Here is a 19,847-nt window from a genome sequence, read left to right as displayed (position 1 = left end):
TGCGGCGTGAACGCCTTATCCGGCCTACATTTCGCCCATAAATCGTAGGCCTGATAAGACGCGCAAAGCGTCGCATCAGGCATGGCGCACGACTGCCGGATGCGGCGTAAACGCCTTATCCGGCCTACATTTCGTCCATAAACCGTAGGCCTGATAAGACGCGCAAAGCGTCGCATCAGGCATTTGCGCACGGCTGATCTATGTTTACCACATCAAATCATCAGGCACTTTGAAGTCGGCATACGGATCATCTTCATTCTGCTCTTCGGCGCTGAGTGCACTATGCAACACAATACTGCTGGCATCACGCTGAGCAATTTTATCGGCAACGCTGGCGGGAATAATGGCGTATTCACCTTCGCTATTGTTATCGACCAACAAGCGAGCAATCGCCAGACGACCATTAATCAACTGCGTTTGCGTGAGCTTATCAACAAAAATCTTCTTAATCAGATTACCATCGGTAAAGTTAAAACCAATATCGCCATTGGCAATGGTGATTCGGTTCATTTCAATAAGCTGCTTCACCTGGGCTTTATATTCTTTCGCCAACGCCGCTTGTTTTTGTTGCTCGCTAAGCTGTTTATCACGCTCAAGCTGTGCCTTTTTATTTTCTTCTACCGCCGCCCGAGCTTCACGCGCCTGAACGCGCGATTTTTTCGCCGTTCTCTCGACCTTCGCCGCTTTTTTGCTGGTGACTAATCCTGCTTTGAGCAACTGCTCTTGTAAGGTAAGTTTTGCCATCTTTGTTTCCAAACCCGCTGAATAATTTTTAGCGAGTATACCTGTAAACGCCGTAGGTGTATTGAGGGCAAGTCCCTTTCGCCCCTGCTTAATAAGGCGCGTCAGGCATCGGCGCACGCCTGCATTCTTGATTTCCGACTCATCAAAATAAACACCGCCAACCCGGCAACAAGAATACCCGGCGCAGAAGCGGCCATTACGCCAACCGTGCCAGTGCCTAATGCCAGCATTTTCCCGGCCAGCAACGGGCCGCTCATAGCCCCCAGACGCCCTACCGCCACGGCTGTTCCCACACCTGTTGCGCGGATCTGCGAGCTGTAAAACAACGGTGCCAGGGCATACAAAACGCTTTGCCCACCTGTCGCAAACAACCCCGCGACAAATCCCGCCAGCAACATACCGTTAAATGACGACACCGTACCCAGCGCCAGCAGCGAAGCTAACATGCCGCTATAAATCAGTAGCGACATGGTTACTGGACGCAGCTTATCCATCAATGCACCCAACATTAACGTCCCACTTGCCGCCCCCATTTGCAGTGCAAACATCACCCCAGCCGCCTGTGATGGCTGGAATCCTTGCTCCACCAAAAGCAGAGGCAGCCAGTTGATCAACATGTAGACCACCAGCAGAGTGAAGAAATAACACAACCACAGCAGCAGCGTCGCGGTTGCCGTTTCTGGCGCAAATAACGCACGCAGCGGTGGTGCGGCCTGTTTTTCGCCAGCGAAAACCGCCGACTCCGGCAGCCAGCGCATTAATAGCGGCACCAGAATCAACGGCACCACACCACCTACCCAAAACACCGTTTGCCAGGCTAAGTTTGCCCCCGCGAAACCCAGCGTCGCCGCCAGCGCCGCGCCAATGGGAACACCGCAATACATCAGGCTCACTGCCGTCCCACGAAAACGTGGACCCGCGGCTTCAGACGTCAGGGCGATAAGATTCGGCAACGCGGCCCCCAGTCCGACACCGGTCATCAGCCGTGCAAAGACCAGCGATGGGAAATCCCAGGCAATAGCCGTTGCCAGCGAGAACAAACCAAACAGCGCAACTGAGCTAATCAAAATACGCTTACGACCATAACGGTCCGCCAGCATTCCGCCAACCAGCGCGCCGGGTAGCAAACCGAGTATTCCGGCGCTGAATATCCAGCCCATTTGCATTTTATCGAGTGCGAAAGCCTGGGCGATGCCACCCGCCGCAATGCCAGCCGCCTGAAGATCCAGGCCTTCCATCAGAGCGACCAAAAAACAAAGCCCGATGGTCAGCATCAGGCGGGTTGAAGATGATGAAGGGGTACGAGTCGACATAAGATGAACCTCGTTGCGAGTACAGGTGAATCGCGACTGATACATTGCCAGCCGCGTAATCAGAACCATTTAATGACTGCCTACGGGCGAAATGTAGGCCGGATAAGGCGTTTACGCCGCTTCCGGCAGTCGTGCACCATGCCTGATGCGACGCTAACGCGTCTTATCAGGCCTACAAATTCTCGCGCCATCCGTAGGCCGGATAAGGCGTTTACGCCGCATCCGGCAGTCGTGTGCAGATGCCTGATGCGACGCTTGCGCGTCTTATCAGGCCTACAAATTCCCGCGCCATCCGTAGGCCGGATAAGGCGTTTACGCCGCATCCGGCAGTCGTGCGCAGATGCCTGATGCGACGCTAACGCGTCTAATCAGGCCTACAAATTCTCACGCCATCCGTAGGCCGGATAAGGCGTTTGCGCCGCATCCGGCAGTCGTGCACAGATGCCTGATGCGACGCTGACGCGTCTTATCATGCCTGGGATAGGCATACAAAATGCACGTTCTCAGCAGGCATCATTATTTGTTGTTGCGCAGATCAAGCGCCACGTCGACGATCATATCCTCCTGGCCGCCAACCATCCGGCGTTTGCCCAGCTCAACGAGAATATCCACCGCACTTAAGCCATAACGCGCCGCCGCCGTTTCACAGTGACGCAGGAAGCTGGAGTAAACACCAGCGTATCCCAGCGCCAGCGTTTCGCGATCGACTCGTACCGGACGATCCTGCAACGGACGCACCAGGTCATCAGCGGCATCCATTAACGCATAGAGATCGGTCCCATGCTGCCAGCCCAGTTTATCCGCAGCGGCAATAAACACTTCCAGCGGCGCGTTACCTGCGCCCGCCCCCATTCCCGCGAGGCTGGCGTCGATTCGGTCGCAGCCCTCTTCCACCGCCGCGATAGAGTTCGCCACACCAAGACTCAGATTATGGTGAGCGTGCATGCCAGTTTGCGTTTCTGGTTTCAGCACTGCTTTCAGGGCGCGGAAACGGTCACGGATATCGCTCATGTTCATCGCACCGCCAGAATCCACCACATAAATACAGGTCGCACCGTAGCCTTCCATCAGCTTTGCCTGCTTCGCGAGATTCTCCGGCGTGGTCAAATGGCTCATCATCAGAAAACCAACGGTGTCCATTCCGAGATCGCGGGCATACTGAATATGCTGGGCGGAAACATCAGCTTCGGTACAGTGCGTTGCCACACGAACCACCCGCGCGCCAGCCTGCCAGGCATTTTTCAGATCGTGAATAGTGCCGATTCCTGGCAGCAACAACGTCGCGATTTTGGCGTGCTTCACCACATCCGCCGCCGCTTCAATCCATTCAAGGTCGCTATGTGCGCCGAAACCATAGTTAAAGCTGGAACCCTGCAAACCGTCGCCATGGGCCACTTCAATCGAATCCACGCGGGCATCGTCCAGTGCTTTGGCAATCTGGCGGACATTTTCCAGCGAATACTGATGACGAATGGCGTGCATACCGTCACGCAACGTGACGTCCGAGATATATAGTTTTTTACCGTTCATGCCGCTTCTCCTGCCTTGCGCGCCAGTGACTGGGCCATTTTTTCCGCTGTCGCCAGCGCACTGGAAGTCATAATGTCGAGGTTGCCCGCATAGGCAGGCAGATAATGCGCTGCGCCTTCGACTTCCAGCCAGACCGCCGTTTTCAGTCCGGAGAACTGCCCCACGCCCGGCAAATTAACCGGTTTATCCTGCGGGATAACTTCAAACTGCACGCGCTGTTTCAGGCGATATCCCGGTACGTAAGCCTGCACCGCCTCAGCCATTTCATTGATTGAGGCTTCGATATCATCTTGTGAAGCTTCGTCGCTCAATACATACACCGTGTCACGCATCATCAACGGTGGCTCTGCTGGGTTAAGCACGATAATCGCCTTCCCTTTTGCCGCGCCGCCCACCACTTCAATGGCGCGCGACGTGGTTTCCGTAAATTCATCGATATTGGCACGCGTGCCAGGTCCGGCAGATTTACTGGCGATAGAAGCGATAATTTCGGCGTAATGAACACGCGCCACGCGTGAAACTGCCGCCACCATTGGAATGGTGGCCTGGCCGCCGCAGGTGACCATGTTGACGTTCAGTTGTTCGACATTCGCATCAAGGTTAACCACCGGCACGCAGTAAGGGCCGATGGCAGCAGGCGTCAGGTCGATTAAGCGAATATCCGGTTTCGCTTCGCGCAAAGCGGCATCGTTTTTCACATGTGCACCGGCGCTAGTCGCATCAAATACAATGTCGATATCAGCAAATTCAGGCATGTTCATCAGCCCGATAACCCCTTCATGGGTGGTGGCGACGCCCATACGTCTGGCACGCGCCAGACCGTCGGACTGAGGATCAATGCCGACCATCACCGCCATCTCCAGATGCTGACCGTGACGCAAAATTTTAATCATCAGATCGGTGCCAATGTTGCCAGAACCGATAATGGCGACTTTACGCTTACTCATGACAGACTTCCTTTTGGGGCTGCACTTGAAAATGTCGCAGCAACTGAACCTATGCCTTCAATATGGGCTTCAAAACGATCGCCCGCATTCACCGCCACCATCGGACCTAATGCCCCGGTAAGAATGATATCTCCGGCGCGCAGCGGTTGACCCAGGCTGGCCATTTTGCGTGCCAGCCAGACAGCGGCATTAAGCGGATGTCCCAGGCATTCGCTGCCGCGCCCGCTGGAAACCTCTTCGTTATTACGCGTCATCTTCATGGCGCAGTTTTTCAGATCTAACCCCGCCAGACGTTGCGCCGGACCGCCGATGACATACACCCCGCAGGAGGCGTTATCGGCCACGGTATCGACAAACTGAATCGACCAGTCGCGGATGCGGCTACCCACCACTTCCAGCGCCGGAAGTACCCATTCAATGGCGTTATACAGTTCGTTAAACGTGGTATCGGTCGCGGGCAAATCGCGGTTCAAAACCAGTGCGATCTCCGCTTCAATGCGGGGTTGCAAGACGCGGGAAAAAGGAATGGTTTCATTATCGCCATAACACATGTCGGCAAATAACGTCCCAAAATCCGGTTGATCAACGCCCAGTTGTTGTTGCACTTTCGGATGCGTCAGTCCCACTTTGCGCCCCACCACTCGCCGTCCCTGAGCGACGCCATGTTGCACATTGATGCGCTGAATGGCGTAGGCGGCTTTCGCGTTTTCAATACCAATCAGATCGCGCAGCGGCGCAATCGCTTCGCCCTGCTCTGCGGCGCGGCGTAAATCCGCCGCCAGTTGCTCAAGAGTATGCTTCGTCATGACCATTCCTTAAGGGCGTGCGAGGAAATTCAGCACCAGTTGATTGAAAGCGTCGGCATGTTCCCACTGCGCCCAGTGACCACAGTCGCGGAAGATATGCAGTTCAGAACCGGCAATGCCGGACAGCAGACGCAGACCCGCATCCATCGGCACAAAACGGTCGTTGCGCCCCCAGACAATCAGGGTTTGTGCTTTGATTTCCGCCAGACGTGGGCCAAAATCCGGGAACTGTTTCGGATTGGCTTCCAGGCTCTTAACGAAGTTTTCCAGGTGATCGCGACGCGACAGCATATTATTCAGGCGCGCTTCAAACAGGGCGTCGGTCAAATCGCTGGTATCAAAAACGAAGATATCCATCATCAGCTTCAGGTTTTCGATAGTCGGCTGGCGATAAAGCTGATTCAGTCGCTTAATACCTTCAGTTGGCATTGGCGTAAACAAACTCATGCCGCCCGTACCGCCGCCCATCAGCACCAGTTTGCCGACGCGCTCCGGCCAGTTAAGGGTGAACGCCACAGAACTGTGGCCGCCCATCGAGTTGCCCAGCAGGTGGATTTTGGCGATATCCAGTTGATCCACCACGCTTTTCAGGATGCGTGCATTAAGATCCGATCGTGAACCACTATTAACGATCGCATCGCTCTTACCCCAACCCGGACAATCCAGCAGGATCACCCGATAGCCCGCCTCTACCAGCGGATCGATATTGCGGCTGAAGTTCGCCCAGCCAGTAGCACCCGGGCCGGAACCGTGCAGCAGGACAACGGTTTCGTCGCCTTGTCCGCAGTCATTAAAATGGATGCGCAGCGTTTTACCCGCTTCTTCTACATTCAGAAAACGGCTGGTGGCGGCTTCGGTTTGTGGCTGATAACTCATCATCTTCTCCTGCATATTCAGTTCTCTGTTCTGGCGCTTAACGAGCCAAATCCGGCAATCCACTCCGGGATTGGGCGGTAATAACGCCCTTCGCAACGCCAGTTGCCAAACGCAGAAATAGCGGCAAAAGCGGCGACCCAGGTTTTGATTTCATGTGTCGACTTTCCGGCAATGGCGGAAAGCTCTTCGTTACTGACAGCATCCAGTTCCTGTATGCGTCCCTGCTCCAGCAAAGTCATGAACTGGTTATCCCAAATCGGGTTGAGCGGATGCAGAGTTCTCTGATCCTCAACAAACTTCTCAGCGGCGCTGATCACCCGTTGCTGACGCAATTCGCGCTCACTGGCGGGTAAATCTTTCCCGCTCCCCAACAAACGGTCACGCATATGGGCATCGGCTTTCGCCAGTTCTGGCACCGGCGGCTGATGGGAAAGCCCACCGGACCCAAGGAACAGCACGCGTTTATTGAGAGTGCTGGTGAAACGTCCAATGGCTTCACCCAACATACGGGTACGCTGGAAACCGGGCAACGGCGTGGCGACGCCATTGATGAACACCGGCAGAACTGGAACCTTATCCAGCCCACCGAGCAGGAACTCCAGCGGCTGGGCAAAACCGTGATCCACCTGCATACAGTAAGAAACGGCAACATCGATCCCACTCTTCATGACGGCATGCGCACAGGCCTCCGCCAGCTCCACAGGCACGGGAAGCTCTCCTGCCGCACTGCCGAAATCACCAATTGCCGTCGCCCCAACGCCTAAACAGAACGGTGGCATCACGTCATAGAAAAAACCGTTGTAGTGATCTGGTGCAAACAGCACCACCAGTTCAGGGGAGAAAGCCGCAATACGCTCGCGGGCGCTGGCAATCACGCCATTGACCTCATCGAGTACCTCTTGCGCCGGGTCGACATACCCCACCAGCGGCGAGTGGGAAAGACAGTGAAGATAAGCGTGCATATCAGGCTACCTTTTCGACAGAAACGTCGGCATCAGGGCGAGTCAGCGTCATCACCGACGCCAGTTTATTCAGCGTATTGCCCAGAGTTTGCGGAATGGCGGTGGCGGCAACAAAGCGATCCGGGCGCATCACCACCAGCGAAGCATTGTGTTGTGCGAACCAGCTACGAAGGCGACCTTGCGTATCGCCCACGCGTAGCACGCCGTCGTGGTTATCCTGTGCGGTATGTATTTGCACTTCCGGCACCACCTGAATGAAGCGTGTGCCCAACGCGCGCCACTGCTGGATTTGCTCGTCGCTCATCCCCCACAGAGGATTGCATCCCCAGCCAATTACCGCGAAGTTCGCGCCGATCGCGTTATCGAGCAGCGTCACGTCGCCGTTTTCCAGCGTGACTTTCGGCTGAATAAACATCTTGCCGACCGGAGAGTGCTTCGCTTCGCCCTCTCGCACCAGCGCACCGCCGTAATATTGCGGCATCGGCTTGAAGCGCATTTCGAGGAAGTAGCGTTTTACTGGCGGCAGATAATTCAGTAGCCAGGAAACGCCGTCACGTAACGTACCCTGCCAGCGTTTCGGCGGAGCCAGCACGTTGCCCGCCGTCACGGACAGGTCAATCATCGCTTTGGCGTGATCGCGACGTTCTTGTTGATAGGTATCGAGTAGCGCATCGCGGGCTTTCCCCTGGATAACCAACGCCAGTTTCCAGGCGAGGTTAAAGGCGTCGCGCATACCACTGTTATAGCCCTGCCCCTGCCACACCGGCATGATGTGCGCGGCATCGCCCGCCAGCAGTACGCGATCAATACGGAAACGTTGCGCCAGTCGCGCGTTATGGGTGTAGACACGCTGGCGAATCAATTCAACATTGTCCGGATTAGGCAGCACTTTGCTTAACAGCTTGCGCATATTTTGCGGCTCACGCAGCTGTTCTTCGGTTTCTCCCGGCATCACCATAAATTCAAAGCGACGTACCGCATGAGGCAGCGCGGCAGAAACATACGGGCGCACCGGATCGCAACATAAATAGATATGCGGCGTACTTAATGGATCGTTGGCGATATCTACCACAATCCACTGATTTGGCGCGGTTTTACCTTCAAACGGCACATTCAGGGTGCGACGAACAAAACTTGCCCCACCATCACAGGCCACCAACCACTGGGCTTTGACCGTTTCCCGCTGCCCTTCTGCCGTTTTCAGGTGCAAGGTCACTTCGTCATCTTGCTGGCTGAAGGCCTCCAGTTCGCGGGAAAACAGGCAGCGCACATTCGGAAAACGCGACAACCCTTCCAGCATCACCGCATCGACCTGCGGCTGAATAAAGGCGTTACGGCGCGGCCAGCCAAATTCATCGGTCATTGGCTGAATATCAGCAAAACAGCGGCCTTTTGGGGTGAGAAAACGCATCGCGTGCCACGGCGTAGTGTGCGGCAGAACATTCTCGACCAGGCCAACCGACTGCATGGTGCGCAGCGCCTCGTCATCAATACCAATCGCACGGGGGTAGTCGATCAACTTATCGAGTTTCTCCACCACCAGCACGTCAATGCCCATCTGGCCGAGATAGTTCGCCATCATCAGTCCGACCGGACCGGCACCAGCGATCGCCACCTGAACGTTATGGTTAACAGCAGGCTGGATGTCAGGGTGTTGTATTGCCATTTCAGTACCTCACGACTCGGACAAAATGCCGTTGCGCGCACAGTACAGCGCAACTTATTTTGTTAAAAACATGTAAATGATTTTTTATTGTGCGCTCAGTATAGGAAGGGTGTTTTCGGCTACAATCAAAACATGCCCGAATGTGTACCAGGTGCACAACGTTGTTTTAACTATAGAAATGTCAATTAATATGCAGAACAATGAGCAGACGGAATACAAAACCGTGCGCGGCTTAACCCGCGGTCTAATGTTATTAAATATGTTAAATAAACTTGATGGCGGTGCCAGCGTCGGGCTGCTGGCGGAACTCAGCGGCCTGCATCGCACCACTGTGCGGCGACTGCTGGAGACGCTGCAGGAAGAGGGATATGTCCGGCGCAGTACCTCCGATGACAGTTTTCGTCTGACCATCAAAGTGCGGCAATTAAGCGAAGGGTTTCGTGACGAACAGTGGATTTCTGCACTGGCGGCCCCGCTGCTGGGCGATCTGTTGCGCGAAGTGGTATGGCCGACAGATGTGTCCACGCTGGATGTTGATGCAATGGTGGTACGCGAAACCACTCACCGTTTCAGTCGATTATCCTTTCACCGGGCAATGGTCGGGCGGCGTTTACCGCTCCTGAAAACCGCCTCGGGCCTGACCTGGCTGGCCTTTTGTCCGGAAAAAGAACGCCAGGCGTTAATCGAAATGTTAGCCGCCCGCCCCGGTGATGACTATCAACTGGCGCGGGAACCGTTAAAGCTGGAAGCCATTCTGGCGCGCGCGCGCAAAGAGGGTTACGGACAGAACTACCGCGGCTGGGATCAGGAGGAGAAGATCGCCTCTATCGCCGTACCGCTGCGCAGTGAACAACGGGTGATTGGCTGTCTGAATCTGGTGTATATGGCCAGTGCGATGACCATCGAACAGGCGGCAGAAAAACATCTTCCGGCGCTGCAACGGGTAGCAAAACAGATTGAAGAAGGGGTTGAATCGCAGGCTATTCTGGTGGCCGGACGGCGAAGTGGCGTGCATTTACGTTAACGCCGCCGAATGGCGAAAAACCTTCCGTGGTATGGCATGATAGCACTCGGAAGAAAGTGAATTCAGGGTGGTGAATGTGAAACCAGTAACGCTATACGATGTCGCAGAGTATGCCGGAGTCTCTTATCAGACCGTTTCCCGCGTGGTGAATCAGGCCAGCCACGTTTCTGCGAAAACGCGGGAAAAAGTGGAAGCGGCAATGGCGGAGCTGAATTACATTCCCAACCGCGTGGCACAACAACTGGCGGGCAAACAGTCGTTGCTGATTGGCGTTGCCACCTCCAGCCTGGCCCTGCACGCACCGTCACAAATTGTCGCGGCGATTAAATCCCGCGCCGACCAACTGGGTGCCAGCGTGGTTGTGTCGATGGTAGAACGAAGCGGCGTCGATGCCTGTAAAGCGGCGGTGCACAATCTGCTCGCGCAACGTGTCAGCGGTCTGATCATCAACTATCCGCTGGATGAACAAGATGCCATTGCTGTGGAAGCCGCCTGTGGTAACGTGCCAGCGTTATTCCTTGATGTCTCTGACCAGGCCCCCATCAACAGTATTATTTTTTCCCATGAAGACGGTACGCGGCTTGGCGTGGAGCATTTGGTCGCATTAGGTCACCAGCAAATCGCGCTGTTAGCGGGCCCATTAAGTTCTGTCTCGGCGCGTCTGCGTCTGGCGGGCTGGCACAAATATCTCACACGCAATCAAATTCAGCCGATAGCAGAACTGGAAGGCGACTGGAGCGCCATGTCCGGTTTTCAACAAACCATGCAGATGCTGAATGAGGGGAGCATTCCCACCGCGATGCTAGTTGCCAACGATCAGATGGCACTGGGCGCAATGCGCGCCATTACCGAGTTCGGGCTGCGCGTCGGCGCGGATATCTCGGTAGTGGGATACGACGATACCGAAGACAGCTCATGTTATATCCCGCCGTTAACCACCATCAAACAGGATTTTCGTCTGCTGGGGAAAACCAGCGTAGACCGCTTGCTGCAACTTTCTCAGGGACAAGCGGTGAAGGGAAATCAGCTACTGCCCGTCTCACTGGTGAAAAGAAAAACCACCCTGCCACCCAATACGCAAACCGCCTCTCCCCGCGCGTTGGCCGATTCATTAATGCAGCTGGCAAGGCAAATTTCCCGTCTGGAAAGCGGACAGTGAGCGCAACGCAATTAATGTGAGTCAGCTCACTCATTAGGCCCCCAAGGCTTTACACTCTATGCGTCAGGCTCGTATGTTGTGTGAAATTGTGAGCGGATAACAATTTCACACAGGATACAGCTATGACCATGATTACGGATTCACTGGCCGTCGTATTACAACGTCGTGACTGGGAAAACCCTGGCGTTACACAACTTAATCGCCTTGCGGCACATCCCCCTTTCGCCAGCTGGCGTAATAGCGAAGAAGCCCGCACCGATCGCCCTTCCCGACAGTTGCGCAGTCTGAATGGTGAGTGGCAATTTGCCTGGTTTCCGGCACCAGAAGCGGTGCCAGAAAGCTGGCTGGAGAGCGATCTTCCTGATGCCGATTGCGTATCAGTGCCATCAAACTGGCAGATGCACGGTTACGACGCACCCATCTACACCAATGTGACCTATCCCATTGTGGTCAATCCGCCATTTGTTCCCACGGAGAATCCGACAGGCTGTTACTCGCTCACATTTAATGTTGATGAAAGCTGGCTACAGGAAGGCCAGACGCGAATTATTTTTGATGGCGTTAACTCGGCGTTTCATCTGTGGTGCAACGGTCGCTGGGTCGGTTACGGCCAGGACAGTCGTTTGCCGTCTGAATTTGACCTGAGCGCCTTTTTACGCGCCGGAGAAAACCGCCTCGCCGTTATGGTGCTGCGCTGGAGTGACGGTAGTTATCTGGAAGATCAGGATATGTGGCGAATGAGCGGCATTTTCCGTGACGTCTCGTTGCTGCATAAACCGACTACGCAAATCAGCGATTTCCATGTTGCCACTCGCTTTAATGATGATTTCAGCCGCGCGGTACTGGAGACAGAAGTTCAGATGTGCGGCGAGCTGCGCGATGAGCTACGGGTGACGGTTTCTTTGTGGCAGGGTGAAACACATGTCGCCAGCGGCACCGCGCCTTTCGGCGGTGAAATTATCGATGAGCGTGGTGGTTATGCCGATCGCGTCACGCTACGTCTGAACGTCGAAAACCCGGCACTGTGGAGCGCCGAAATCCCGAATCTCTATCGTGCGGTGGTTGAACTGCACACCGCCGACGGCACGCTGATTGAAGCGGAAGCCTGCGATGTCGGTTTCCGCGAGGTGCGGATTGAAAATGGTCTGCTGCTGCTGAACGGCAAGCCGTTGCTGATTCGCGGCGTTAACCGTCACGAGCATCATCCTCTGCATGGTCAGGTCATGGATGAGCAGACGATGGTGCAGGATATCCTGCTGATGAAGCAGAACAACTTTAACGCCGTGCGCTGTTCGCATTATCCGAACCATCCGCTGTGGTACACGCTGTGCGACCGCTACGGCCTGTATGTGGTGGATGAAGCCAACATTGAAACCCACGGCATGGTGCCAATGAATCGTCTGACCGATGATCCGCGCTGGTTACCCGCGATGAGCGAACGCGTAACGCGAATGGTGCAGCGCGATCGTAATCACCCGAGTGTGATCATCTGGTCGCTGGGGAATGAATCAGGCCACGGCGCTAATCACGACGCGCTGTATCGCTGGATCAAATCTGTCGATCCTTCCCGCCCGGTGCAGTATGAAGGCGGCGGAGCCGACACCTCCGCAACCGATATTATTTGCCCGATGTACGCGCGCGTGGATGAAGACCAGCCCTTCCCGGCTGTGCCGAAATGGTCCATCAAAAAATGGCTCTCGCTACCTGGAGAGACGCGCCCGCTGATCCTTTGCGAATACGCCCACGCGATGGGTAACAGTCTTGGCGGCTTCGCTAAATACTGGCAGGCGTTTCGTCAGTACCCCCGTTTACAGGGCGGCTTCGTCTGGGACTGGGTGGATCAGTCGCTGATTAAATATGATGAAAACGGCAACCCGTGGTCGGCTTACGGCGGTGATTTTGGCGATACACCGAACGATCGCCAGTTCTGCATGAACGGTCTGGTCTTTGCCGACCGCACGCCGCATCCAGCGCTGACAGAAGCGAAACACCAGCAGCAGTTTTTCCAGTTCCGTTTATCCGGGCAAACCATCGAAGTGACCAGCGAATACCTGTTCCGTCATAGCGATAACGAGCTCCTGCATTGGTCGGTGGCGCTGGATGGCAAGCCGCTGGCAAGCGGTGAAGTGCCTCTGAATGTTGGCCCGCAAGGTAAACAGGTGATTGAACTGCCTGAACTACCGCAACCGGAGAGCGCCGGACAACTCTGGCTAACGGTTCACGTAGTGCAACCGAACGCGACCGCATGGTCAGAAGCTGGGCACATCAGCGCCTGGCAACAGTGGCGACTGGCGGAAAACCTCAGTGTGACGCTCCCCTCCACGTCCCACGCCATCCCGCATCTGACCACCAGCGAAACGGATTTTTGCATCGAGCTGGGTGATAAGCGTTGGCAATTTAACCGTCAGTCAGGCCTTCTTTCACAGATGTGGATTGGCGATGAAAAACAACTGCTGACGCCGCTGCGCGATCAGTTCACCCGCGCGCCGCTGGATAACGACATTGGCGTAAGTGAAGCGACCCGCATTGACCCTAACGCCTGGGTCGAACGCTGGAAGGCGGCGGGCCATTACCAGGCCGAAGCGGCGTTGTTGCAGTGCACGGCAGATACACTTGCTGATGCGGTGCTGATTACGACCGCCCACGCGTGGCAGCATCAGGGGAAAACCGTATTTATCAGCCGGAAAACCTACCGGATTGATGGTAGTGGTCAAATGGCGATTACCGTTGATGTTGAAGTGGCGAGCGATACACCACATCCGGCGCGGATTGGCCTGACCTGCCAGCTGGCGCAGGTCGCAGAGCGGGTAAACTGGCTCGGATTAGGGCCGCAAGAAAACTATCCCGACCGCCTTACTGCGGCCTGTTTTGACCGCTGGGATCTGCCATTGTCAGACATGTATACCCCGTACGTCTTCCCGAGCGAAAACGGTCTGCGCTGCGGGACGCGCGAATTGAATTATGGCCCACACCAGTGGCGCGGCGATTTCCAGTTCAACATCAGCCGCTACAGCCAACAACAACTGATGGAAACCAGTCATCGCCATCTGCTGCACGCGGAAGAAGGCACATGGCTGAATATCGACGGTTTCCATATGGGGATTGGTGGCGACGACTCCTGGAGCCCGTCAGTGTCGGCAGAATTTCAACTGAGCGCCGGTCGCTACCATTACCAGTTGATCTGGTGCCAAAAATAATAATAACCGGGCAGGCTATGCCTGCCCGTATTTAGCGTAAGGAAATCCATTATGTTCTATTTAAAAAACACAAACTTTTGGATGTTCGGCTTATTCTTTTTCTTTTACTTTTTTATCATGGGTGCCTATTTCCCGTTTTTCCCGATTTGGCTACATGACATCAACCATATCAGCAAAAGTGATACGGGTATTATTTTTGCCGCTATTTCTCTGTTCTCGCTATTATTCCAACCGCTGTTTGGTCTGCTTTCTGACAAACTCGGGCTGCGCAAATACCTGCTGTGGATTATTACCGGCATGTTAGTGATGTTTGCGCCGTTCTTTATTTTTATCTTCGGCCCGCTGTTACAGTACAACATTTTAGTAGGGTCGATTGTTGGTGGTATTTATCTTGGTTTCTGTTTTAACGCCGGTGCGCCAGCAGTAGAGGCATTTATTGAGAAAGTCAGCCGTCGCAGTAATTTCGAATTTGGTCGCGCGCGGATGTTTGGCTGTGTTGGCTGGGCGCTGTGTGCCTCGATTGTCGGCATCATGTTCACCATCAATAATCAGTTTGTTTTCTGGCTGGGTTCTGGCTGTGCACTCATCCTCGCCGTTTTACTCTTTTTCGCCAAAACGGATGCGCCTTCTTCCGCCACGGTTGCCAATGCGGTAGGTGCCAACCATTCGGCATTTAGCCTTAAGCTGGCACTGGAACTGTTCAGACAACCAAAACTGTGGTTTTTGTCACTGTATGTTATTGGCGTTTCCTGCACCTACGATGTTTTTGACCAACAGTTTGCTAATTTCTTTACTTCGTTCTTTGCCACCGGTGAACAGGGTACGCGGGTATTTGGCTACGTAACGACAATGGGCGAATTACTTAACGCCTCGATTATGTTCTTTGCGCCACTGATCATTAACCGCATCGGTGGGAAAAACGCCCTGCTGCTGGCTGGCACTATTATGTCTGTACGTATTATTGGCTCATCGTTCGCCACCTCAGCGCTGGAAGTAGTTATTTTGAAAACGCTGCATATGTTTGAAGTACCATTCCTGCTGGTGGGCTGCTTTAAATATATTACCAGCCAGTTTGAAGTGCGTTTTTCAGCGACGATTTATCTGGTCTGTTTCTGCTTCTTTAAGCAACTGGCGATGATTTTTATGTCTGTACTGGCGGGCAATATGTATGAAAGCATCGGTTTCCAGGGCGCTTATCTGGTGCTGGGTCTGGTGGCACTGGGCTTCACCTTGATTTCCGTGTTCACACTTAGCGGCCCCGGCCCGCTTTCTCTGCTGCGTCGTCAGGTGAATGAAGTCGCTTAAGCAATTAATGTCGGATGCGGCGCGAGCGCCTTATCCGACCAACATATCAGGACGGAATGATCGCAATGAACATGCCAATGACCGAAAGAATAAAAGCAGGCAAGCTATTTACCGATATGTGCGAAGGCTTACCTGAAAAAAGACTTCGTGGGAAAAAATTAATGTATGAGTTTAATCACTCGCATCCATCAGAAGTTGAAAAAAGAGAAAGCCTGATTAAAGAAATGTTTGCCACGGTAGGAGAAAACGCCTGGGTAGAACCACCTGTCTATTTCTCTTACGGTTCCAACATCCATATAGGCCGCAATTTTTATGCAAATTTCAATTTAACCATTGTCGATGACTACACGGTAACAATCGGTGATAACGTACTGATTGCACCCAACGTTACTCTTTCCGTTACGGGACACCCTGTACACCATGAATTGAGAAAAAACGGCGAGATGTACTCTTTTCCGATAACGATTGGCAATAACGTCTGGATCGGAAGTCATGTGGTTATTAATCCAGGCGTCACCATCGGGGATAATTCTGTTATTGGCGCGGGTAGTGTCGTCACAAAAGACATTCCACCAAACGTCGTGGCCGCTGGCGTTCCTTGTCGGGTTATTCGCGAAATAAACGACCGGGATAAGCAATATTATTTCAGAGATTACAAAGTTGAATCGTCACTTTAAATTATAAAAATTGCCTGATGCGCTGCGCTTATCAGGCCTACAAGTTCAGTGATCTACGTAGGCCGTATCCGGCATGAACAAAGCGCAGGAACAAGCGTCGCATCATGCCTCTTTGACCCACAGCTGCGGAAAACGTGCTGGTGCAAAACGCAGGGTTATGATCATCAGCCCAACGACGCACAGCGCATGAAACGCCCAGTCCATCAGGTAATTGCCGCTGATACTACGCAGCACACCAGAAAACCACGGGGCAAGCCCGGCGATGATAAAACCGATCCCCTGCATAAACGCCACCAGCTTGCCAGCAATAGCCGGTTGCGCAGAGTGATCGAGCGCCAGCAGCAAACAGAGCGGAAACGCGCCGCCCAGACCTAACCCACACACCATCGCCCACAATACCGGCAATTGCAGCGGCAGCCAGATAAAGCCGCAGAAACCCACCAGTTGTAACGCCAGTGCCAACAGCAAAAGTTTGCGCCGATCCTGATGGCGAGCCATAGCAGGCATTAGCAAAGCTCCTGCGGCTTGCCCAAGCGTCATCAATGCCAGCAAGGAACCGCTGTACTGCGCGCTGGCACCAATCTCAATATAGAAAGCGGGTAACCAGGCAATCAGGCTGGCGTAACCGCCGTTAATCAGACCGAAGTAGAGACCCAGCGTCCAGGCGCGGGGAGTGAATACCACGCGAACCGGAGTGGTTGTTGTCTTGTGGGAAGAAGCGACCTCGCGTGCGCTTTGCCACCACCAAGCGAAGAGAGCAACAACGGCAGGCAGCGCCCACCAGGCGAGTGTTTTATACCAGGTTTCGCTATGTTGAACTAACCAGGGCGTCACGGCGGCGCCAAGTCCCCCACCGCCCATTAGTGCTGCGGACCACAGTCCCATCACCAGTGGCGTGCGCTGCTGAAACCGCCGTTTAATCACTGAAGGCATCACCGCCTGAATGATGCCGATCCCCACCCCACCAAGCAGTGCGCTGCTAAGCAGCAGCGCACTTTGGGAGTAAAGCTCACGCATCAATGCACCGACGGCAATCAGTAACAAACTGATGGCGACGCTGCGACGTTCGCTGACATGCTGATGAAGCCAGCTTCCGACCAGCGCCAGCCCGCCCATGGTGACCACCGGAAGAGCGGTCAACAGAGCAGCCACGCTAAAGCTCATTCCGCTCGCCTGGCGCAATTGCGGTAGCAGTGGCCCGACGGAGGTGAGCAGTGGTCGCATATTAAGACCAATCAGCACCAGAACCAGCAGCATCGTGAACGTCTTTTGATGGTTGCGCATGGCTGTCAGAACGGTTTGGTCGGCAGATATTTACCATCTAAGGTGATGACCGCACGTTCGCCACCTTCCGGGTCCGCCACTTTCTTAACGTCGAGTTTGAAGTTAATCGCGCTGATAATGCCATCGCCAAACTTCTCATGTACCAACGCTTTCAGGGTTGTGCCGTACACCTGCAACATTTCATAGAAACGATACATCGTTGGGTCGGTTGGAATACGGTCATCAATGCAGCCACGCAGTGGAATCATCTGCAACAGTAGAATGGCGTCTTCGTCGAGATCCAGCTTCGCCCCGACCTGGCGGGCGGCGTCGGCAGGAAGCGCCTGCTGACCCAGCAAAGCCGCGGTCACAAAGGCTTCTGCCAGACCGGTGCCGTCGGCAATCTCGGCAAATGAGAGATCTTTTTTAGCTTTGCTGAGCAAAATGGCATCGGCAAGATCAAGACGAATATTGCGGTTAATTTGCGACTGAATCATGGTGGATCTCCTGATGGTTTAAAAATAAGGTTACGCTGCGGTCGGTTGGCGTAGCGGTATGGCACAAACGCGAGGATTAGCTGCCAGTGGCACAAACTGGCGGGTTGCGCCGTCAAAAGCTGCGATGCTGCCGCTTTCAATGTCGTAGACCCAGCCGTGCAGGGCGATCCGCCCCTCTTCGAGCGCCAGGCGCACCGATGGATGAGTTTGCAAATTAGCCAACTGAGCAATGACGTTTTCACGTACCATCGCCGCAGCTTTTGACGGTAAATCGGGATGCGGGCGCGCCTCATTAACGACGCGGGCTGAATCGGCATAACGCAGCCAGTGGGAGACGGCAGGCATATGGTCCATGCACTGACAGCTGGCAATAGCGGTCATCGCGCCACAGTTGGAATGACCGCAAATCACAATGTCAGATACCCGAAGCGCAGCGACGGCATACTCCACCGAAGCAGAAACGCCACCGGGTTCCGGCCCGTAGGAAGGGACGATATTGCCCGCGTTGCGAATCACGAACAGATCGCCAGGCTCACGTTGCGTCACCAGCTCAGGGACCAGACGGCTGTCGGAGCAGGAGATAAAAAGTGTGCGCGGGCTTTGCTGTGTCGCCAGCTGTTTAAACAAGGCTTCCCGCTTCGGAAATGCCTCGCGCTGGAATTTAAGGAATCCATCAATAATCTCTTTCACCGTTAACCTCTGTCTGTCTCTGGAATGAGAGGCAGACTACTCGCCGATTGTCATAAGGTAAAAGACTCATTTATGATGAGTTCTATTGGATTTACTTATAGGTTGGCGAATGCTCTCTCGACATATCAATTACTTTCTTGCCGTGGCTGAACATGGCAGCTTCACCCGTGCCGCCAGTGCGTTGCACGTCTCCCAGCCTGCGCTTTCCCAGCAGATTCGCCAGTTAGAGGAGAGTTTGGGCGTGCCGCTGTTTGACCGTAGCGGGAGAACGATTCGTCTCACCGATGCGGGGGAAGTCTGGCGACAGTACGCCAGCCGGGCGTTACAGGAACTGGGAGCGGGTAAACGGGCGATTCATGATGTTGCCGATCTGACGCGAGGATCGCTGCGTATCGCCGTCACCCCCACCTTTACGAGCTACTTTATCGGCCCCTTAATGGCGGATTTCTATGCGCGCTACCCCGGCATCACGCTCCAGCTACAGGAAATGTCGCAGGAGAAAATCGAAGATATGCTTTGTCGCGACGAGCTGGACGTTGGGATTGCCTTCGCGCCTGTGCATTCGCCGGAGCTGGAGGCAATTCCTTTACTGACAGAAAGTTTAGCGTTAGTCGTGGCGCAACATCATCCGCTGGCTGACCAGGAACAGGTGGCATTGAGTCGCTTGCATGATGAAAAACTGGTCCTGCTCAGCGCGGAATTTGCCACCAGAGAGCAAATTGACCACTACTGCGAGAAAGCGGGGCTACATCCACAGGTGGTCATTGAGGCGAACTCAATTAGCGCGGTTCTGGAGCTGATTCGCCGCACTTCCCTTTCCACATTGTTACCAGCAGCGATTGCCACACAACATGATGGGCTTAAAGCGATTTCTCTTGCCCCGCCACTACTGGAGAGAACGGCGGTTTTGTTGCGGCGGAAAAATAGCTGGCAGACAGCCGCCGCGAAGGCATTTTTGCAAATGGCACTGGAAGAATGCGCGGATGTTGGCGGGAATGAATCACGGTAGCCACTGACACAGGTCAGCGGCTGGAATTGCCTGATGCGCTACGCTTATCAGGCCTACGAGTTGATAGGAAGGCCGTCGGGGAGCGTAAGGCTGAAGCTCAAGCTGGGCGACCGAAGCGTAGAAGGAATTTTTGCGAGTGGCACTGGAGGGGGGGGGGGGGGTTGGGGGGGTGGGGTGGCGGT

At 54.4% G+C, this 19,847-nt stretch carries 17 protein-coding genes and 1 pseudogene; 6 read left to right on the top strand and 12 right to left on the bottom strand.

The window, feature by feature from the left end:
- Positions 1-204 precede the first annotated feature (204 nt).
- The 9 genes and pseudogenes from FEK47_RS11360 to FEK47_RS11325 form a co-directional block, all read right to left on the bottom strand.
- Complete coding sequence (locus tag FEK47_RS11360; protein WP_001096711.1) at positions 205-744, bottom strand: DUF2058 domain-containing protein; 540 nt, start codon at positions 742-744, stop codon at positions 205-207.
- 101 nt (positions 745-845) lie between these two features.
- Positions 846-2,057, bottom strand: coding sequence for a 3-(3-hydroxy-phenyl)propionate transporter MhpT (gene mhpT, locus FEK47_RS11355; protein WP_135486606.1), 1,212 nt, complete (start codon positions 2,055-2,057; stop codon positions 846-848).
- Between the two features lie 387 nt (positions 2,058-2,444).
- Positions 2,445-2,517: pseudogene (locus tag FEK47_RS25680) on the bottom strand (hypothetical protein); the annotation flags it as partial.
- Positions 2,518-2,573: 56 nt separating this feature from the next.
- Complete coding sequence (gene mhpE, locus FEK47_RS11350) at positions 2,574-3,587, bottom strand: 4-hydroxy-2-oxovalerate aldolase (RefSeq protein ID WP_135486607.1); 1,014 nt, start codon at positions 3,585-3,587, stop codon at positions 2,574-2,576.
- Positions 3,584-4,534, bottom strand: coding sequence for an acetaldehyde dehydrogenase (gene mhpF / locus FEK47_RS11345; RefSeq protein WP_000044308.1), 951 nt, complete (start codon positions 4,532-4,534; stop codon positions 3,584-3,586). The genes mhpE and mhpF overlap by 4 nt, the downstream gene beginning before the upstream one ends.
- Positions 4,531-5,340 (bottom strand): 2-keto-4-pentenoate hydratase, encoded by an 810-nt coding sequence (gene mhpD / locus FEK47_RS11340; protein ID WP_135486608.1) that lies wholly within the window; start codon positions 5,338-5,340, stop codon positions 4,531-4,533. Before mhpD ends, mhpF begins: the two co-directional genes overlap by 4 nt.
- Before the next feature lie 9 nt (positions 5,341-5,349).
- Positions 5,350-6,216, bottom strand: a complete 867-nt coding sequence (mhpC, locus tag FEK47_RS11335; protein ID WP_001492795.1) for a 2-hydroxy-6-oxonona-2,4-dienedioate hydrolase — start codon at positions 6,214-6,216, stop codon at positions 5,350-5,352.
- Between the two features lie 17 nt (positions 6,217-6,233).
- Positions 6,234-7,178 (bottom strand): 2,3-dihydroxyphenylpropionate/2,3-dihydroxicinnamic acid 1,2-dioxygenase, encoded by a 945-nt coding sequence (mhpB, locus tag FEK47_RS11330; RefSeq protein ID WP_135486609.1) that lies wholly within the window; start codon positions 7,176-7,178, stop codon positions 6,234-6,236.
- Position 7,179: 1 nt separating this feature from the next.
- The gene (locus tag FEK47_RS11325) at positions 7,180-8,844 is read right to left on the bottom strand and encodes a bifunctional 3-(3-hydroxy-phenyl)propionate/3-hydroxycinnamic acid hydroxylase (RefSeq protein WP_135486610.1); all 1,665 of its coding nucleotides are present in this window, start codon (positions 8,842-8,844) and stop codon (positions 7,180-7,182) included.
- 190 nt (positions 8,845-9,034) lie between these two features.
- Between FEK47_RS11325 and FEK47_RS11320 the strand changes: the two genes are divergently transcribed.
- The 5 genes from FEK47_RS11320 (at position 9,035) to lacA (ending at position 16,206) form a co-directional block, all read left to right on the top strand.
- Entirely contained in the window at positions 9,035-9,868 is an 834-nt protein-coding gene (locus FEK47_RS11320; protein ID WP_240727734.1) for a DNA-binding transcriptional regulator, read from the top strand.
- Between the two features lie 76 nt (positions 9,869-9,944).
- On the top strand, positions 9,945-11,027 hold the full coding sequence (lacI, locus tag FEK47_RS11315; protein WP_135486612.1) for a DNA-binding transcriptional repressor LacI: 1,083 nt from the start codon (positions 9,945-9,947) through the stop codon (positions 11,025-11,027).
- Positions 11,028-11,149: 122 nt separating this feature from the next.
- Positions 11,150-14,224, top strand: coding sequence for a beta-galactosidase (lacZ, locus tag FEK47_RS11310; RefSeq protein WP_135486613.1), 3,075 nt, complete (start codon positions 11,150-11,152; stop codon positions 14,222-14,224).
- 51 nt (positions 14,225-14,275) lie between these two features.
- Positions 14,276-15,529 (top strand): lactose permease, encoded by a 1,254-nt coding sequence (lacY, locus tag FEK47_RS11305; protein ID WP_135486614.1) that lies wholly within the window; start codon positions 14,276-14,278, stop codon positions 15,527-15,529.
- A gap of 65 nt (positions 15,530-15,594) precedes the next feature.
- Entirely contained in the window at positions 15,595-16,206 is a 612-nt protein-coding gene (gene lacA / locus FEK47_RS11300) for a galactoside O-acetyltransferase (protein ID WP_138183189.1), read from the top strand.
- A 102-nt stretch (positions 16,207-16,308) separates the two neighbouring features.
- Here lacA and cynX read toward each other — a convergent pair whose 3' ends face one another.
- The 3 genes from cynX to cynT are packed head-to-tail and all read right to left on the bottom strand — an operon-like array spanning position 16,309 to position 18,656.
- Positions 16,309-17,490 (bottom strand): cyanate transporter CynX, encoded by a 1,182-nt coding sequence (gene cynX / locus FEK47_RS11295; RefSeq protein WP_135486615.1) that lies wholly within the window; start codon positions 17,488-17,490, stop codon positions 16,309-16,311.
- Positions 17,491-17,495: 5 nt separating this feature from the next.
- Positions 17,496-17,966: a cyanase gene (gene cynS / locus FEK47_RS11290; RefSeq protein WP_000616247.1), complete on the bottom strand. Its 471-nt coding sequence runs from the start codon at positions 17,964-17,966 to the stop codon at positions 17,496-17,498.
- A 30-nt stretch (positions 17,967-17,996) separates the two neighbouring features.
- On the bottom strand, positions 17,997-18,656 hold the full coding sequence (gene cynT, locus FEK47_RS11285; RefSeq protein ID WP_000658642.1) for a carbonic anhydrase CynT: 660 nt from the start codon (positions 18,654-18,656) through the stop codon (positions 17,997-17,999).
- Between the two features lie 109 nt (positions 18,657-18,765).
- Between cynT and cynR the strand changes: the two genes are divergently transcribed.
- Complete coding sequence (cynR, locus tag FEK47_RS11280) at positions 18,766-19,665, top strand: transcriptional regulator CynR (RefSeq protein WP_135486616.1); 900 nt, start codon at positions 18,766-18,768, stop codon at positions 19,663-19,665.
- The last annotated feature ends 182 nt before the right edge of the window (positions 19,666-19,847 follow it).

It is taken from the genome of Escherichia sp. E3659, assembly GCF_005781135.1.
Classification (GTDB): Bacteria; Pseudomonadota; Gammaproteobacteria; order Enterobacterales; family Enterobacteriaceae; genus Escherichia.
The sequence above is the reverse complement of the archived record's forward strand: the minus strand, read 5'-3'. Positions and strand labels throughout refer to the sequence as shown.

What these genes read in the sequence shown, in the direction of transcription:
- FEK47_RS11320 (WP_240727734.1), top strand. Translation starts at nt 9,035, where the DNA reads ATGCAGAACAATGAGCAGACGGAATACAAAACCGTGCGCGGCTTAACC.
- mhpE (WP_135486607.1), bottom strand. Translation starts at nt 3,587, where the DNA reads ATGAACGGTAAAAAACTATATATCTCGGACGTCACGTTGCGTGACGGT.
- mhpF (WP_000044308.1), bottom strand. Translation starts at nt 4,534, where the DNA reads ATGAGTAAGCGTAAAGTCGCCATTATCGGTTCTGGCAACATTGGCACC.
- lacY (WP_135486614.1), top strand. Translation starts at nt 14,276, where the DNA reads ATGTTCTATTTAAAAAACACAAACTTTTGGATGTTCGGCTTATTCTTT.
- FEK47_RS11325 (WP_135486610.1), bottom strand. Translation starts at nt 8,844, where the DNA reads ATGGCAATACAACACCCTGACATCCAGCCTGCTGTTAACCATAACGTT.
- FEK47_RS11360 (WP_001096711.1), bottom strand. Translation starts at nt 744, where the DNA reads ATGGCAAAACTTACCTTACAAGAGCAGTTGCTCAAAGCAGGATTAGTC.
- mhpT (WP_135486606.1), bottom strand. Translation starts at nt 2,057, where the DNA reads ATGTCGACTCGTACCCCTTCATCATCTTCAACCCGCCTGATGCTGACC.
- cynX (WP_135486615.1), bottom strand. Translation starts at nt 17,490, where the DNA reads ATGCGCAACCATCAAAAGACGTTCACGATGCTGCTGGTTCTGGTGCTG.
- mhpB (WP_135486609.1), bottom strand. Translation starts at nt 7,178, where the DNA reads ATGCACGCTTATCTTCACTGTCTTTCCCACTCGCCGCTGGTGGGGTAT.
- cynS (WP_000616247.1), bottom strand. Translation starts at nt 17,966, where the DNA reads ATGATTCAGTCGCAAATTAACCGCAATATTCGTCTTGATCTTGCCGAT.
- lacA (WP_138183189.1), top strand. Translation starts at nt 15,595, where the DNA reads ATGAACATGCCAATGACCGAAAGAATAAAAGCAGGCAAGCTATTTACC.
- mhpC (WP_001492795.1), bottom strand. Translation starts at nt 6,216, where the DNA reads ATGAGTTATCAGCCACAAACCGAAGCCGCCACCAGCCGTTTTCTGAAT.
- mhpD (WP_135486608.1), bottom strand. Translation starts at nt 5,340, where the DNA reads ATGACGAAGCATACTCTTGAGCAACTGGCGGCGGATTTACGCCGCGCC.
- lacZ (WP_135486613.1), top strand. Translation starts at nt 11,150, where the DNA reads ATGACCATGATTACGGATTCACTGGCCGTCGTATTACAACGTCGTGAC.
- cynR (WP_135486616.1), top strand. Translation starts at nt 18,766, where the DNA reads ATGCTCTCTCGACATATCAATTACTTTCTTGCCGTGGCTGAACATGGC.